At 39.1% G+C, this 15,826-nt stretch carries 13 protein-coding genes; 1 reads left to right on the top strand and 12 read right to left on the bottom strand.

Features of this window, described 5'->3' with window-relative positions; translation table 11 throughout:
• Positions 1-46 precede the first annotated feature (46 nt).
• The 12 genes from ruvA to HMJ38_RS13550 all read right to left on the bottom strand — a co-directional run bounded on the left by ruvA (position 47) and on the right by HMJ38_RS13550 (position 13,976).
• Positions 47-646, bottom strand: coding sequence for a Holliday junction branch migration protein RuvA (ruvA, locus tag HMJ38_RS13605; RefSeq protein ID WP_194974959.1), 600 nt, complete (start codon positions 644-646; stop codon positions 47-49).
• 2 nt (positions 647-648) lie between these two features.
• On the bottom strand, positions 649-2,913 hold the full coding sequence (locus tag HMJ38_RS13600; protein ID WP_194974958.1) for an NADP-dependent malic enzyme: 2,265 nt from the start codon (positions 2,911-2,913) through the stop codon (positions 649-651).
• A gap of 23 nt (positions 2,914-2,936) precedes the next feature.
• Positions 2,937-4,043 (bottom strand): DUF4837 family protein, encoded by a 1,107-nt coding sequence (locus HMJ38_RS13595; RefSeq protein WP_194974957.1) that lies wholly within the window; start codon positions 4,041-4,043, stop codon positions 2,937-2,939.
• 71 nt (positions 4,044-4,114) lie between these two features.
• Positions 4,115-5,530, bottom strand: coding sequence for a lytic transglycosylase domain-containing protein (locus HMJ38_RS13590; protein ID WP_194974956.1), 1,416 nt, complete (start codon positions 5,528-5,530; stop codon positions 4,115-4,117).
• Positions 5,531-5,545: 15 nt separating this feature from the next.
• Entirely contained in the window at positions 5,546-6,976 is a 1,431-nt protein-coding gene (gene gatA / locus HMJ38_RS13585) for an Asp-tRNA(Asn)/Glu-tRNA(Gln) amidotransferase subunit GatA (RefSeq protein ID WP_194974955.1), read from the bottom strand.
• 21 nt (positions 6,977-6,997) lie between these two features.
• A complete protein-coding gene (locus tag HMJ38_RS13580) occupies positions 6,998-7,201 on the bottom strand; it encodes a Sec-independent protein translocase subunit TatA/TatB (protein WP_194974954.1) in 204 nt (67 codons plus the stop codon).
• Positions 7,202-7,314: 113 nt separating this feature from the next.
• On the bottom strand, positions 7,315-8,511 hold the full coding sequence (locus HMJ38_RS13575; protein WP_228780052.1) for a murein hydrolase activator EnvC family protein: 1,197 nt from the start codon (positions 8,509-8,511) through the stop codon (positions 7,315-7,317).
• Between the two features lie 50 nt (positions 8,512-8,561).
• A complete protein-coding gene (locus HMJ38_RS13570) occupies positions 8,562-9,299 on the bottom strand; it encodes a DUF4292 domain-containing protein (protein WP_194974952.1) in 738 nt (245 codons plus the stop codon).
• Positions 9,292-10,983 carry a tetratricopeptide repeat protein gene (locus HMJ38_RS13565; RefSeq protein WP_194975064.1) on the bottom strand — a complete coding sequence of 564 codons (1,692 nt, stop codon included), beginning with the start codon at positions 10,981-10,983 and terminating at the stop codon, positions 9,292-9,294. The genes HMJ38_RS13570 and HMJ38_RS13565 overlap by 8 nt, the downstream gene beginning before the upstream one ends.
• A gap of 231 nt (positions 10,984-11,214) precedes the next feature.
• The gene (gene dut / locus HMJ38_RS13560; RefSeq protein ID WP_194974951.1) at positions 11,215-11,649 is read right to left on the bottom strand and encodes a dUTP diphosphatase; all 435 of its coding nucleotides are present in this window, start codon (positions 11,647-11,649) and stop codon (positions 11,215-11,217) included.
• Positions 11,646-13,169, bottom strand: coding sequence for a lipopolysaccharide biosynthesis protein (locus HMJ38_RS13555; RefSeq protein ID WP_194974950.1), 1,524 nt, complete (start codon positions 13,167-13,169; stop codon positions 11,646-11,648). The genes dut and HMJ38_RS13555 overlap by 4 nt, the downstream gene beginning before the upstream one ends.
• A gap of 21 nt (positions 13,170-13,190) precedes the next feature.
• Positions 13,191-13,976: an enoyl-CoA hydratase/isomerase family protein gene (locus HMJ38_RS13550; RefSeq protein ID WP_194974949.1), complete on the bottom strand. Its 786-nt coding sequence runs from the start codon at positions 13,974-13,976 to the stop codon at positions 13,191-13,193.
• A 214-nt stretch (positions 13,977-14,190) separates the two neighbouring features.
• On the opposite strand from HMJ38_RS13550, the gene HMJ38_RS13545 reads away from it, so the two are divergent.
• Entirely contained in the window at positions 14,191-15,645 is a 1,455-nt protein-coding gene (locus tag HMJ38_RS13545) for an NADP-dependent isocitrate dehydrogenase (RefSeq protein ID WP_194974948.1), read from the top strand.
• Positions 15,646-15,826: the final 181 nt, after the last annotated feature.

Below are 15,826 nucleotides of genomic sequence, written 5' to 3'. Positions count from 1 at the left end.
TTTGTGAAAAAAATTGCGGATACAAAGACTGTCAGTTTTGTAATGATTAAGGGTTTTTTAAAGATGCTTTAATTAATTCTTCCAAAGAAATTTCCGGACCGGATTTTTTTAATACAGCAGTAATATTTTTTTCAGCAGCTGCTTTTGGAAACCCTAATGTCATCAAGGCTTGTAACGCTTCCTCTTTTATTTTATTGTTGGTTTTTACAAATGTGGAAGGAAGTATCATGGAATCTCCCAAAGCCTCTCTCTTTATTTTATCTTTTAGTTCAAGAATGATTCTTTGGGCAGTCTTAATTCCGACACCCTTTACATTTTGAATGGTTTTAACCTCCTCATGGATAATAGCATATTCCAATTCATCTGCATTTAGGGATGAAAGTATCATGAGGGCAGTATTTGGTCCTACACCCGAAATAGAAATCAGATTCAGAAAAAGTTTTTTTTCGGATTCTTCTTTAAAACCATAAAGTGTGTGACCGTCTTCTTTGATATGTAAATAAGTGAGGAGCATTACTTGCTCCTCATCTTTGATTTGGGAATAGGTTTGAAGGGAAATTTTCACCTGATAACCTATCCCCATGATATCGATAATTACAAAAGTCGGGTCCTTATAGGCCAACTTTCCTTTTAAATATGCAATCATTTTTATTCTTGCGTTTGAGCGTCTACTACAGCGATAGCTACCATATTGATAATTTCTCTGATGGAGCTACCGAGTTGTAATATATGAACAGGTTTGTTCATTCCCAATAGTACAGGGCCGATTGCTTCAGCATTTCCAAGTTCAGACAATAATTTATAGGCTATGTTTCCGGAACTCAGGTCAGGGAAAATAAGTGTATTTGCTTTTTTTCCAATCAAGTCACTGAATGGATAATTTTCAATCTGAATTTCTTCATTCAATGCTACATTCGCCTGCATCTCGCCTTCAATTACCAAATCGGGATATTTTGATTTTGCAAGAATTGTAGCTTTGGATGTTTTTTCAGCAATTTCACCTTTGGCAGATCCAAAATTGGAATATGAAAGCACCGCAATCCTGGGCTCGATGTCAAAGAATTTGACGCCATTCGCAGTTAGACCGATAATTTCAACCAGTTGTTGAGCTGTTGGATTGACATTGACGGTGGTATCTGAGAAGAAGAATGGTCCTTTGGCAGTGTTCATGATGTACATGCCCGCTACCCTGTCAATATCTTTTTTTACACCAATGACATGTAGAGCAGGTAGGATGGTTTTGGGATAATCCTTGGTCAGGCCTGAAATCAATGCGTCTGCCTCACCAAGTTCGACCATCATGGCCCCGAAATAATTCCGGTCTTTCATTAGCCTGATACATTCTTGGGGAGTCAACCCTTTTCTTTTTCTTTTTTCGTAGAGCACCTTTCCAAAATGCTTTAATTTATCTTCATTCTGATAAGGATCGACGATCTGTACTCCTGTCATATCGAGATTTTGTTCCTTAATTAAGAACTCGATTTTTTCCTTATTTCCTAGAAGGATAGGAATGGCAACTCTTTCATCTTTTAATATCTGAACTGCTTTCAGTATTTTGACATTATCAGCCTCCGCAAAGACAACTCTTTTTGGATTTTTTTTAGCTCTTGTCACCACCCTTAGCATCAATCTCTGATCAATACCAATTCTTTCCTGAAGTTCTAATTCATACGCTTCCCAATCTGTAATAAGGGTTTTGGCTACACCTGAGTCCATTGCCGCTTTAGCAACCGCAGGAGCTATAATGGTGATCAATCTTGGGTCAAGCGGTTTGGGTATGAGATAAAATCGGCCAAATGTGATTTTGTTGTCTCCATAGGCCTTGTTCACAATTTCAGGAACGGGAACTTTCGCCAATGCCGCAATTGCTTTGGCAGCGGCAAATTTCATTTCTTCATTGATGGAAGTTGCTCTGACATCTAAGGCACCACGAAAAATATATGGAAATCCAAGGACATTGTTGACTTGATTGGGAAAATCAGATCTTCCTGTAGCCATAATCAGATCATCTCTTGTGGCCATGGCCAATTCATAAGCTATTTCTGGATCTGGGTTGGCCAAAGCAAAAACAATTGGATTGGGTGCCATTAAGTTTAACTGATCGGGAGTTAAAATATTTCCTTTGGACAGTCCCAAGAATACATCGGCGTCTTTCATTGCCTCAGTAAGGGTGTGTACATCTCTTTGGGTTGTGAATTCTTTTTTGATATCATCCAAATCCTCACGGTCATTCCTGATAGCGCCTTTGCTATCGCACATCACTATATTTTCTCTCCTTACACCTAAACTCATGTAAAATCTGGTACATGAGACAGCTGATGCTCCGGCTCCGTTTACTACAAGTTTGATTTCTTCTATTTTTTTACCTGTGACCTCCAAGGCGTTCAGCAACGCGGCGCCGGAAATGATTGCAGTCCCGTGCTGATCGTCGTGCATCACAGGAATATTCATTTCTTTTTTAAGGGTTTGCTCTATCTCGAAACATTCCGGAGATTTGATATCCTCTAAATTTACTCCTCCAAAGGTCGGTTCCAAGGATTTGATAATTTGAATCAGTTTCTTAGGATCGGTTTCATCTATTTCAATATCAAATACATCTATGCCAGCAAATTTTTTAAATAAAACGCCTTTTCCTTCCATTACGGGCTTTGAGGCTTCCGGCCCTATATTACCCAACCCCAATACGGCTGTTCCATTTGAAATTACTGCCACTAGATTGCCTTTAGCCGTGTATTTATACACTTTTTCCTTTTCAGCAGCAATTTCCAAACAAGGTTCTGCGACACCTGGAGAATAGGCCAATGCAAGATCCAATTGACTGGATAAGGGTTTTGTAGGAATAACTTCGATTTTACCGGGTTTTCCTTGAGAATGATAGTTTAATGCGTCTTGTTTTCTGATTTTAATTGCCATATAAAGGGTTATTGTTAATATGATTAGCCTATCCGGTTTTCATCATTGAGAAGTTCGGTAGCCAAAAGGACAGTTTCAATTTCTCTGATCGCTTCACGATGGGTTTCATTGGGATAGTAAAGAAATCCCTCCATATAATAAAGTTTTCCTTTTTCAGCATCCACGATGACATATGCTAAGAAAGAACCTCCCATACTCAGGTTATTGGTCTTCCAACCTCCCCTGATTTCGACGCCAAAATTATCATTTATTTTGAAGTTACTAAATACCGGACTCGGATCTACACGCTCAATAATCAAATAAGAATTTCTATTATTTGGATCTCCGTAAATATGCATCTTGGTGATTTTGTCCCTAAGCGCAATAATGGATTCCGGAAACACCTGCTCCTCAGAATTATAATCAGTTTCATAAAAAAACATACTGATGTCTGCTCTGTCTGTCCTCGGAGTGGGTTGTCTTAGCCATAAAAAATCATTTTCAGCTTTGACTATCTGATATGATGCAGGAACATTGATGCTAAGTCCAAGTTCTTCCCCTGCAACCTTGGCGGCGGAATTTTTTCGGCTCAGCAATATTTTTTCCATTCTGGTTCTTTCTCTTACCTGAAAGAGGTTTTGGAGTTTGGATTTGTTTTTTTCAATATTTTCTACCAATTCCTGTTCGTTGTTGCCAAAAAGGTAGACCACTTCCTGGCCCTGAGCAAATTCATCCTCACTTCTGAGAAAATAAAGGCTTGGATCAGCGGCAGCCTTTTCCTTGGCCTCTTTGCTGAAAAGTGCATTGATATTTTGACTGGCTGATTTTCTGTCATCAAATGTCGTTACATACACGATATTGGTGGCCATTCTCAAAATCCTCGTCAATCCCCTTGGATCCACTTTCCGTATGTCAAACATGCTTTCACCTCTTATCAATCCTGGTACTTCCTCTTCGAAGACCCCTCTCAAAGCTTCTCCAACAGGACCTTCCCACTTGGTGGAATCTATAGCAAGTATGATTTCACCTATGGCACCCCTCGCTTTGGGTTTGGTGGAAGATGAATTGGAGTCACCGTATTCGCAACTCAAAAGAATACTGGCACCAATGATCGCAATCATCGGAAAGAAAATATTTTTAAGATTTTTCATAATTGGTTTTTATAGCTGACACAATTTATTAATATTCTGTGGCAGAAAAAAATATTTACTAATAAAATAGTTTACCCTATTATCAGTTTTTGCCCCGGCTTAATCTGATTGGTATTCAGATTATTCAATTTCTTGATCTGTTCAATGCTGATACCGTTATGTTTTTTGGAAATCAACCACAATGAATCTCCCGGTTGAACAGTGTAAGTTTTTGGATTTTCCGCAATAGTAGTAGAGGCATTATTATTTTGGGCTAAAGCTTTATCAAATGAACTGGATTTTGTGTAAATATCCAATTTCTGGCCTATTCTGATGGTATTGCTGCTAATGTTGTTCCAAGCCTTGATATTATTAACGGTAGTACCGTGCCTTTGGGCAATGGAGCCCAACACATCGCCGGATTTGACTACATAGATGATCTTGTTTTGGTTGGCAGGTATTGTAGCAGCAGGGCTGTTGGTGCTATTTACTGGAGTTGACCTAAGCGCAATAGACCTTTCTGTAGTCAATTTGACAGCTTCAGAAAATTGCTCATAGTTTTGGGTGATGTATTCTGATTTTGATTTTGGAACCCTGACAGCCATATGTTTATTGGTTGAAGGAATCAATCTGTTTTGGACAGAGGGATTCAAATCTTCCAAGTCTTCGATACATATTCCAGTAATATTTGCCAATTCCTCTAAATCCAATTCTTGGTTAAAATTTATTTTTTCGTAAGCTATTGGGTAGGTTGGATTTTCAAGAACAAAATTGTGATCTTCAGTATGTCTTAATACATACATCATTGCCTGAAATTGTGGGACATAGCTTCTTGTTTCTCTTGGGAGGTATTTGTAAACCTCCCAGAAGGTTTTCTTTCCTCCGGAGCGTCTGATGGCTTTTCGAACATTGCCAGGGCCACAATTGTAGGCTGCCAATGCAAGTTCCCAATTGCCAAACATTCTGTATAGTGATTTCAGGTATTTTGCTGCTGCTTCTGTGGACATTTCAGGATCCATTCGGTCGTCAATATCCCTATTGATATTTAGACTATACATCTTGCCTGTCGCAGGCATAAATTGCCATAGTCCCATAGCACCCACTCTTGATTTGGCGGTAGGATTTAATCCGGATTCAATAATTGCCAGAAATTTGATGTCATCAGGCATATTGTGATCAGCCAAAGTTTGTTCAAACAATGGAAAAAAAATATCCTGACGCTGTAAGACCATTTTTGTGTAATCCCTGTTCCTGACGGTAAAGTAATTGATAAAGGCAAAAATCCTTTCGTTCAATTCAAACGGCATATCCGTTTCCATTGCCTTTATTTTGTTGGCAACTTCATTGTAACTGAAGTCAGGGATGTATTCAAATTGATAAACAGGTAAAATGGTTTCCTCCTCAATCGGAGAATTATTGATACCAAATAGTTCTTGACCATGAAGGTTGTTTTGAAAAAACAAAACCAACACTAAAATTGGTAAAAGGTTTTGAATGTGATTTTTCATGGTCAGGAATTTAGTTTAGTTGTTGTGTAATTCCATTAGGTAGTTGCCAAATGCGTAAAGTTCAGCTTCCTTAAAGGAATTGGCCATAATCTGTATGCCTATCGGTAAACCATTTTTGTCGGTACCGTTTGGAAGCGATAAAGCGGGGACTCCAGAAACTGATGCCTGTACCGTAAACAGGTCTTCAAGGTACATGGCCACAGGGTCATTGCTATGCTCTCCAAACTTAAACGCAGTAGAAGGCGTAGTAGGCATAATAATATAGTCAAATTTATTCAATAATTCTTCTGTGAAGTCTTTGATCAACCTACGCACCTTTTGGGCTTTGGTAAAATAAGCGTCATAATAGCTTGCACTTAATACAAAAGTCCCCAACATAATCCGTCTTTTCACTTCTTCCCCAAAGCCTTCTGTACGGGTGAGTTTGTACATGCTTTCGAGATTGTGGGCGTTTGGGCTACGGTATCCGTACTTCACACCATCGAATCTAGACAAATTTGAACTCGCTTCGGCAGTCGTGAGAATATAATAAGTGGGAAGGGTATATTTCAATAAAGGAAAATGAACTTCCTCAATTTGATGGCCTTCTTGCTTAAGTTTTTCTAGAACAGCCAGGGTGTTAGCTTTAATTTCAGGCTGAAGCGCTTCTGATTCAATCGTTTCTGTAAAAAAAGCAATTTTTGCCCTTTTATCAAAATGTAATAACTCAGAATAATTCGGAACAGGCTTTTTAGAAGCCGTAGAATCAAAATTATCAGCGCCTGCCATGATTTCCATCACAAGGGCATTGTCTCGGACATTCCTTGAAAAGACCCCTATGGTATCAAATGAAGAGGCATAGGCGATGAGGCCCCATCGGGAAACCCTAGAGTAGGTTGGTTTGATACCTACCAAACCCGTAAATGCAGCAGGCTGTCTTACTGACCCACCTGTATCTGTTCCCAAAGAAACGGTACATAGATTTGCTTGTACGGCAACTGCAGATCCTCCCGATGAACCACCCGGTACTCTACTTTCATCTGCGGCATTCAGTACTTTGCCATGCGCAGAGTTTTCATTGGAACTTCCCATTCCAAATTCGTCACAATTGAGACGGCCAATGATAATGGCGTCCTCGTCAATCAATCTTTGAATGGCCGTAGCTGTGAATTGTGATCTAAATCCTTTCAGAATTTTACTGGAGGCATTGGCTTCATGGTCTTTATAAACCAAGACGTCCTTGATGCCAATGACAAGTCCTGCAAGTTTACCGGCTTTACCGGAGATTAATTTTTCATCCACTTTGGCAGCTTGTTCCAAAGCGGAATCCCTATAAACTTCAACGAAGGCGTTGAGATGCGCCTTCGTTTGAATGTTTTGGAGATAATAATCGACTATCGCTTTACAATCGGTTTCCCTATTTTCGAGCGACTTTTGAATGTCGTCAAATGAATGGAATTTTTCCAAGGTATAAATCTTTGAATCTAATTAGTCTCTTTTCTTTTTTTCTTTCAGACCTTCTTCAAGGTCATCCTGAATTTCTTTAGTGGCATCCTTAAATTCTCTGATTCCTCTTCCGAGCCCTCTTGCCAATTCTGGGATTCTTTTAGCTCCAAAAAGGAGTAAAATCACCAGAACGATTAGGATGATAGATCCACCACCCATGTTTTGTAAGAAACCCAATGTTGTCATGATTTTATTATTTAGGTTATTTTATTTGTACAAAGATATAACTGTGTAATTCTAACACAAAGGAAAGAAGCCCCGTTATTCTTCTTTTTTTATAAATATACGAATTATTTGTTTTATCGACCAGCAAGCCAAATGGACGGGTCCATGGGTTGAAGACCTTTCCAAGCTTCAAAGTGCACTTCTGCCACACCTTCCTTATTAGTATAAACTTGACCAAGGACCTGTTTGGCTTTGACTTTATCCCCAGACCTCACAGAAATCACTTTAAGTTTGCTATACATGGTGTAATATTCACCGTGTTTGACCACAATAGTACCGCCGTATCCCGGCACTGTAAATATTTTGGTAACCTCTCCATCAAAAACTGAACGAACGTTAGAATTTGGACGGGTCTGAATATCAATTCCATCATTGTCCTCACTGATTCCTTTGAGGGTAGGGTGGGGATGTGTCCCAAATCTTTTGGAAATAAATCCGCTTTCTACCGGCCAAGGAAGTTTGCCCCTGTTACCGGCAAAAGAACTCGATAGTGCTGCAGCCTCAGGAGTAAGTGGAATATTACTTCCTGAAGATTTATTGGCGGTAGAGTTTTTCTTCCGAGCTTCTGCTTCTGCAAGCCTGATTTCCTCCTCAATGATCCTTTTGATCATGCTGTTGAGGTTTTCTTGCTGTTTTTTGGCAGCTGCAATTTTTTTTCTCAAATCCTGTTCCTGTTTGGAAAGGTCGTTGACAATGCCCTGTTGTTGTCTTTTAGCCAGGTCAAGTTGCTGTTTTTGTTGTTGTTCCTGATTCAAGACCAATTGCTTTTCAGACTTTTTTTCTTCCAGGGTTAATCTCTGTGCTGCAAGTTCATCGGTCTTTTGGTTGATCAATTCAACTTGTTTTTTTCTTGCATCCGAATATTGCTTCAGGTATTTTAACCTCATGTAGAACTGTTTGAATGTCGTAGAACTGAAGATAAACATGGTCATTGTCAGTCCGGAATTCAGTTTTGAGGAAGTATATATCATTCCTGAATACTCCTCTTTGAGGTTTTTGAGATCTTTTTCCAAAGAACTGATTGAATTCTCTGTTTCCTTGATTTCAGTATTGAGCAGAGAAACCTCCCTGCTTAAAGTATTGATAAATGTAATTCTAGTCTGAAGTTGTTTGTTGACAGCATTTAACTGCCCGATAGAAGATTTTTTTGTGTCTGCTGTCCTTTTAAGTATCTGATCAAATTCGGCCAATCTTTTCTGAATATCTGATTTTTCCTTTTCAAGCTGGGCCCTAGTTTTTTTTGTCTGCGCATGTAGGCTAATTTGGGGCATCCCAAAAAAAAGTAAAATCAGAAATAGAAATAACCTTATAGATCTCATTGTTAAAACTGAAATGGAAATGATAAGGGCTCATCCTGATATTCAATCCTGTTCAAGTCAAGATGGATAATGATATTCTGAACACCTTCCTCTGCGTTGAACGTAATTTTCAATAACATCTTGTTTGGAAAAGGTTGATTATTTACATTTTCAAAGGTAGGGTAGGATGCCAATAAAGCACCGTTGTTATCAAGCGTGTTACTTGACAGTTCTGATACTTTTCCATGACTTGTATTGACCCTGGAATGAAACCTAAATCCCTCTCTTGCCTGAGTAAGCTCAAAGTATTTCCCAACCCTGATCAGTCTATCACGATAGCTGAATTCTTCAGGGACGTTTGCATAAAGAATGTTCTGAACAAGCTGTAGTGAAATTTGAAGTCCAAACCGATCTTTCATTTCATCAAAACTCAGGTTGATGTCATCTCCATTCAGCCTGTCCTTGATGCGGATTTTATCTGTTGTGATTAAGCCTCTCATAGCTTCGAGGCCTAAACCAGGCGTCATACTGAACCAAATGACACTATCTTTTTGTGCCCTTAGATTAATGGTTCCTTTCGTGATTTTTCCATTGGCCTCTTCCAGAACAATTCTGCCCCGTGTACTGAGATAGTTGAAATCAAAGTAACTAGGGTTGAATTCCTGCATGATTTCATTGGAAGTATACAAGTTTGGTTTTTTGGAACAGCCAACTAATAGTATAATAAAAAATAACAGAATTCCCGGATTTGACTTAGTCATAATATTTTCTGTCCTTTATTTTTTTGATCAAAACCTCGGATGTTTCCTCCCCACCTTCAGCTTTTTTCCAATAGCTGATGGCATCATTTCTATTGCCCAAATGATATAGAATGTCCCCATAATGTTCCCACATTACACCACTTGGGGATTCCTCGTTTTCAATAGCGAGTTCCATGTATTTCTTTGCACCTTCATAATCTTTCAACTGAAAAAGTACCCAAGCATGTGTATCAAGATAAGTAGCGTTTTTGGGAAATTTTTTCACAAGTTGTGAGGACATAGACTTGGCTTTTTCCAAGTTCTTTTTTTCCAAAGACAGATAATAGGCATAATTGTTTAATACATGTTCATCATCGGGTTTCTCATTTAATAATGCCTCATAGGCTTCAAAAGCATCTTCTTTTTCACCCATTAAATGATAGGCATCGCCCAATTGACCTTTGACTAAAAGATCTAGTTGTTTGTTTTTTCCTCCATTTACTTCCGTTGATTTTAGTAAAGAAGCCAATGCCTCTTCACCTTTTTTCAGTGCAAGCTTTGCAGTTCCGTCAAAAAACCAGAATTCGGCTCTTTCTGGAAATTCATCTACCGCAAGGATGGTATATTTTTCAATTTGACTGAAATCATCACCTTTTTCAAACATAGAAGTAATAATTCCTTGTAAGACAGGAGCATTGGCAGGATTGATTTCTATAGATTTTTTATAGAGTTCTATCGCTTTTTCCCTGTCATTGTCAAAAAACTTCCTATCTCCGATCACGGTCAGCACGTAAGGATCATTGGGAAAATTCACCAACATTTTGGCCTCCAATTCATCTAAAAGATTATCTCTTCTTGTGGTTTTGGGATCCTGAAGAATATCCGCAAATGACTGGGCAACTATCTCTCCGTCAAGGTCAGGATTGGAAAAAGCTTCTCTGATCAATGTCTCAGCAGTATCGATATCACCTTTTTCTTTATACAGTGCATAGGCGGCTAATTGGAGTTCAGGTTGCTGAGGGTAGGTGTCAAGGGATTTTTCTATCAGGGCCAAAGCCTGATCTGTTCTACCGTTGTTGAATAGTATTTCGACAAGACTCAACACATATTGAGAATTGCCAGGCTGAGATTCAATTAGTTTTTCACCTTCTTCAATGGCGCTTTTCAGGTCATTTTTTCTTAAATAAATCCGTTGCTTTTGTACTGTAAGTTGCTCAGCCATACCGTAATACTCTTCAGCTCGGTCAAGCGCATCGAGTCCTTTATCAAACTCTCCTGCTTGAAGGTATAAGGAAGCTAAATCCAAAATATAATTCTGATTTTCATCAGTATTGGCCATCAGGTTTTCGAGAATTGCCGCAGCTTTGAGCGGTTCATTTTGTTTGGTAAAAGCTTCTGCCATTACAAGATTGTAATACTTGTTTTCAGGATTGGATTCCACTGCTTTCATGCCATATTCCATGGCCTGATCCACCCTGTTTGCTCTCAACAATATTTCTGCGATCTTGAAATTTATAGCAGCTTCATCCGGAGTGATTTCTCTGGCCTTCTGGAAATAGAAATACGCCCTATCAAAATCCTCCTGCATCAAGAATCTTTGCCCCTCAATAAAAAGTCTTGAGGCTTTTGCTTCTTCAAGCTGCCTCTTTCTTTCCTTTTTCGGTAATTTAGATTGGGAAAATGCTGAAAGGGTGATCAGCATCATCAATGAAATACTTAATAATCTTTTGAGGTATATTTTCACTTAATCTATTTTATTGCTTTCAACTTCAGATATTTAATTATGGCAATACGGATTATTGGCCATTTTGTTAGATGGTTCAGGGCGAAATTTTTATCACTTTTTACCGATAACGCAAACTTGATGCCTTTTTGTTCTTTTTGACATTTTGTCTCTCTCCCAAAAGTAGCACAACTATACAAAAATAATCGTAAATTAAGATTTCCCTGTGCTGCCATAACCACCAGCCCCTCTTTCTGTATCTGAAAGCTCCTGAACGGGCTGCCATGTGATTTGTTCGTGTTTAGCAACGACCATTTGGGCAATTCGCTCACCATCTTCTAATGTAAATGATTCGTTGGAAAGGTTGACCAACAAAACTTTAACTTCTCCCCTGTAATCTGCATCAATCGTTCCAGGAGTGTTCAGCACAGAAAGCCCATATTTATAAGCCAGCCCACTTCTAGGTCTGATTTGGGCTTCAAACCCTGCAGGTAGTTCTATAAATAGCCCTGTACCTATGAGCTTTCTTTCCAAAGGCATTAAAATAATTGGTTCGTTTATATTGGCCCTGAGATCCAATCCTGCAGAAAGTGGGGTTTGGTATTCAGGTAGGGGATGCTTGGATTGGTTGATTACTTTGATGATCATATTTTATTTTTGTTAAAACGTGACAGTAATTGTTTCACTTCGTTTTTTTCAATTCCCAAAACTACTAGAACAAAAATAATCACAAGGCTATTTCTGCCAATAAATTGAAAGATAGGATTTCCCCAATCCCAAAAGAAACCCAAATAGCTTAAAGCAAAAGCAAAAAGAAGATAGAACACAGCTTTACCTGTCTGATAAGGTATGGGAAAATACTTCTGTCCTACATAGTAGCAAATAATTGTCATGACTGTATAACAGCATAATGTACTCAAAGCACCACCCATTAACCCAAATTTAGGCACTAATGTAAATAGTACCACAATGGTTACGATTGCACCGATTACTGTTATGTAAAAACTGTATTTGGTCTGATCTGTTAATTTGAACCAGATACTTAGGTTAAAGTAAATACCTAGCATTAGATAACCAAGCAAAAGGACAGGCACAATGTAATTGCCCATGACATAGCCATCGCCTCGAAGAAAAAGTGCTCCTAGAATATCAAGATTTACGGATACAGCTATCATCAAAGCTGAGCAAAAAATTACAAAAACATGCATCACTTTTGCAAATAGTTCAGGACTGTTTTTATCAGCAGCCTGATTGAAGAAAAATGGCTCTGCAGCATATTTGAAAGCTTGAATGATCAAATTCATTAAAATTGCCAATTTGAAGTTTGCACCGAAAATCCCGGTAACTTCCCTAGTTGTCAACCCTTCATAGAATCCTTCGGGTAAGATATATTCGAAAGTGGTTCTGGAAAAAGTCTCATTGATGACCCCCGCAAGTCCCATAAATAAAAGTGGGAACGCATAATGCCACATAGGTTTGAGAAATTCTCTATTGAAACCAAATCGGAATTTTTTGGTAAGCCAAAATAATACAGGAATCATGGCTGCATTGGCCACTAAATTTGAAAGAAAAATATATTCTACTCCCCATTCCGGGTTATAAATTTTTCCTATAAAGGGAGATAAGTTTGCCAGCCAATCGCCTCTCCAAATATGGTAGCAGACAACTATGAAAAAGATGTTTAATCCTACATTGATAAAGATATTGCCAAGCTTGGTTATGGCAAATTGAAATGCCCTATTTTCTTTTCTCAATTTTGCATAAGGGATTACCAATATCGCGTCAATGGCTAAAACCCAAGCAATCCATTTGAAAAGATGTTCTTGACCCTCATAGTTGAGCCATGATGCCAAGGTGGGGGCTGAGAGGTAGATAATGGCTCCAAGAGAGAGAGAGGTGGTAATCAGTAGAGACTGGATTTGAGCAAATACTTTTTGGGGATCCAATCCTTTTCCTGTGGCATACCGGAAATAGGTGGTTTCCATCCCATAAGTAAAAATGATATTAAAGAGGGCCATGTAGCCATAGAGTGCGGTGTAGGCACCCACATCATCCTTGGTGAGATATCCTGTATAAATCGGGATTAATAAAAAATTTACAGTTCTGCCAAGGATGCTGCTTATCCCGTAAACGGCCGTTTGACCTGCTAATTTTTTGAGTTGGCTCATTTTTAAAAAAGAAAAGGGGACTTACTCCCCTTTGAAAACCGGTTTTCTTTTTTCAAGGAATGCTGAAGTCCCTTCTTTATAATCTCCTGATTTGACGCATCTGGCGAAACTATTGGCTTCTGTCTGATACCCGTTTTCGTCAGGGATAAATACCGCGTTCACACAATCGACTACCATGCCAATGGCCAAAGGAGCCTTGCTGATAATTTTTTTTATGATTTCTTCTGCTTTTGCCAATGCTTCGTTTTTTGTTGGAAAAACATGATTGACCAATCCCAAAGATTTTGCTTCATCAGCTCCGATCATATCCCCTGTCATCATGAGTTCATTGGCTTTGCCACGACCTATCAGATAGGTCAATCTTTGCGTGCCTCCATAGCCGGGGATGATTCCAAGGTTCACTTCAGGTTGTCCAAATTTCGCATTGGCAACAGCAATCCGCATGTGGCAGGCCATCGCCAGTTCACAGCCGCCTCCCAAAGCAAATCCATTGACAAGCGCAATGACAGGCTTGTGGCAATTTTCGATCAAACTGAAAATTTCTTGCCCGTTCTCTGCAAATTTTCGGGCATTCAGTTCATTGAGTTCTGCAATCTCACTGATATCGGCACCTGCAATAAATGCCTTCTCTCCTGAGCCTGTGATGATAACCGCCTTGATGTTTTTGTTGTCTGAAACCTCATTAAAAATATTTCTGATTTCTTCTAAAGTAGCAAAATTGAGCGCATTTAATTTTGATTCTCTGTTGATGGTCAAATAAAGAATGCCTTCTTTTTCTTCTGAAAGAATATTATTGCTATCAGCCATATGAATTGGTGCATGTTTGATATCAAATATACAAGGCCCTGTTCCATTCACAAAGCATTTCTTGTAAAAACACGATCCTTTGTCAATTCTTTGGTGATTCACGTATTGCTCAGCCAGTGCAGTATTATGCTAATTTGTAATAGGTTTAGGAAGGCTTCCCTGAAATTTTCCTATTTTTGTGTTAAACTCAATATTAAGATAACCCATTTTATATATGTCTTCAAAAAGAAAAATTACTGTTGCCTACGGAGATGGCATCGGTCCGGAAATCATGAAAGCAACCCTTGGAATTCTGGAAGCAGCTGGGGCCCAACTTGAATATGAAGTTATTGAAATCGGTGAAAAGGTGTATTTGAAAGGGATAAGTTCGGGGATGGAGCCAGGTGCTTTTGATTCATTAAGGGAAACCAAAATATTTTTAAAATCTCCCATTACTACCCCTCAGGGTGGAGGATTCAAAAGTCTGAATGTAACCACAAGAAAATCATTTGGATTGTTTGCTAATGTAAGACCCTGCAAGGCATATTCTCCATTTGTAAAAACCCATTTTCCCAAAACGGATTTGGTCATCATCAGAGAAAATGAGGAAGACCTCTATGCCGGTATCGAGCATAGGCAAACACAGGAGGTTTACCAATGTCTTAAACTGATTTCCAAGCCCGGGTCTGAGAAAATCATTAGATATGCGTTTGAATATGCTAAAAAATATGGTCGTAAGAATGTCACCTGTATGACCAAAGATAACATCATGAAGCTGGCAGATGGACTTTTTCATAAAACATTCCTAGAGGTGGCCAAAGAATATCCCAACATCCAAACGGACCACAAAATCATAGATATCGGCACGGCTTTGATTGCTGAGAGACCTGAGATCTTTGATGTGATTGTGACCCTCAATCTATATGGGGATATCATTTCAGATGTGGCAGCACAAGTGACGGGTTCAGTTGGTCTTGGAGGTTCTGCCAATGTGGGAGAAGAAGTAGCGATGTTTGAAGCTATCCATGGTTCCGCACCGGATATTGCAGGAATGGATATGGCAAACCCTTCAGGCCTATTGAATGGCGCAATCATGATGCTGGTACATATTGGTCAGCCAGAAATAGCTGAAAAAATTGCCAATGCTTGGGCAAAAACGCTTGAAGACGGTATTCATACAGGAGATATTTACCAAGAAGGCCTTTCTTCCAAAAAAGTGGGTACACAGGAATTCTCTAGAGCTGTGATAGAAAGACTGGGTCAAAAACCAGTAAATCTTGCCGTCACTACCTTTGACGAATCTGCTACAGAACCCATGCAAATCAAGTTAAGTCCAGTCAAAAAATCTCAAAAAGATTTGATAGGTGTGGATGTGTTTGTTGATTGGGACAGTGATGAAAGAGATCCAAATGTGATAGGAGAGAAACTCAGAAAAGCCAATGCAGATGGATTGGAACTTCAATTGATTACCAATAGAGGCATTAAAGTATTTCCTGGTGGAATGAGAGAGACTTTCTGTACCGATCATTGGAGGTGCAGGTTTCAGAATGCCGGACAATCTGTCATCAGCCATGCCCAAATATTGGATTTGCTCAAGCAGGTTCAAGACCTTGGTTTTGATTTTATTAAGACCGAAAACCTTTATGCCTTTGATGGGGTGAGGGCGTATAGCTTGGCGCAGGGAGAGTGATTGGAGAAGCGAGATTTTAGAGGCGAGAAGCGAGAATTTAGAGTTTAGAATCAAGAGACAAGAGACAAGAAATAAGAGCCAAAGCTTGTCCCGAAGAATTTCGGGGAGCCAAGAAACAAGACAAGCGGTCGTGTACTGAAATAGGTTGACACAATTTAATTTAAAATTGTAAACCTATATA

It is taken from the genome of Aquiflexum lacus, assembly GCF_015476655.1.
Taxonomy (GTDB): domain Bacteria; phylum Bacteroidota; class Bacteroidia; order Cytophagales; family Cyclobacteriaceae; genus Aquiflexum; species Aquiflexum lacus.
Note: the sequence above shows the minus strand (reverse complement) of the source record. Positions and strands in the feature narration are given on the sequence as shown.

Bases quoted from the DNA above. Each gene is read 5' to 3' on its own strand.
- ruvA (WP_194974959.1), bottom strand. From the start codon at position 646: ATGATTGCATATTTAAAAGGAAAGTTGGCCTATAAGGACCCGACTTTT.
- HMJ38_RS13600 (WP_194974958.1), bottom strand. From the start codon at position 2,913: ATGGCAATTAAAATCAGAAAACAAGACGCATTAAACTATCATTCTCAA.
- HMJ38_RS13595 (WP_194974957.1), bottom strand. From the start codon at position 4,043: ATGAAAAATCTTAAAAATATTTTCTTTCCGATGATTGCGATCATTGGT.
- HMJ38_RS13590 (WP_194974956.1), bottom strand. From the start codon at position 5,530: ATGAAAAATCACATTCAAAACCTTTTACCAATTTTAGTGTTGGTTTTG.
- HMJ38_RS13580 (WP_194974954.1), bottom strand. From the start codon at position 7,201: ATGACAACATTGGGTTTCTTACAAAACATGGGTGGTGGATCTATCATC.
- HMJ38_RS13575 (WP_228780052.1), bottom strand. From the start codon at position 8,511: ATGCCCCAAATTAGCCTACATGCGCAGACAAAAAAAACTAGGGCCCAG.
- HMJ38_RS13570 (WP_194974952.1), bottom strand. From the start codon at position 9,299: ATGACTAAGTCAAATCCGGGAATTCTGTTATTTTTTATTATACTATTA.
- HMJ38_RS13565 (WP_194975064.1), bottom strand. From the start codon at position 10,983: ATGATGCTGATCACCCTTTCAGCATTTTCCCAATCTAAATTACCGAAA.
- dut (WP_194974951.1), bottom strand. From the start codon at position 11,649: ATGATCATCAAAGTAATCAACCAATCCAAGCATCCCCTACCTGAATAC.
- HMJ38_RS13555 (WP_194974950.1), bottom strand. From the start codon at position 13,169: ATGAGCCAACTCAAAAAATTAGCAGGTCAAACGGCCGTTTACGGGATA.
- HMJ38_RS13550 (WP_194974949.1), bottom strand. From the start codon at position 13,976: ATGGCTGATAGCAATAATATTCTTTCAGAAGAAAAAGAAGGCATTCTT.
- HMJ38_RS13545 (WP_194974948.1), top strand. From the start codon at position 14,191: ATGTCTTCAAAAAGAAAAATTACTGTTGCCTACGGAGATGGCATCGGT.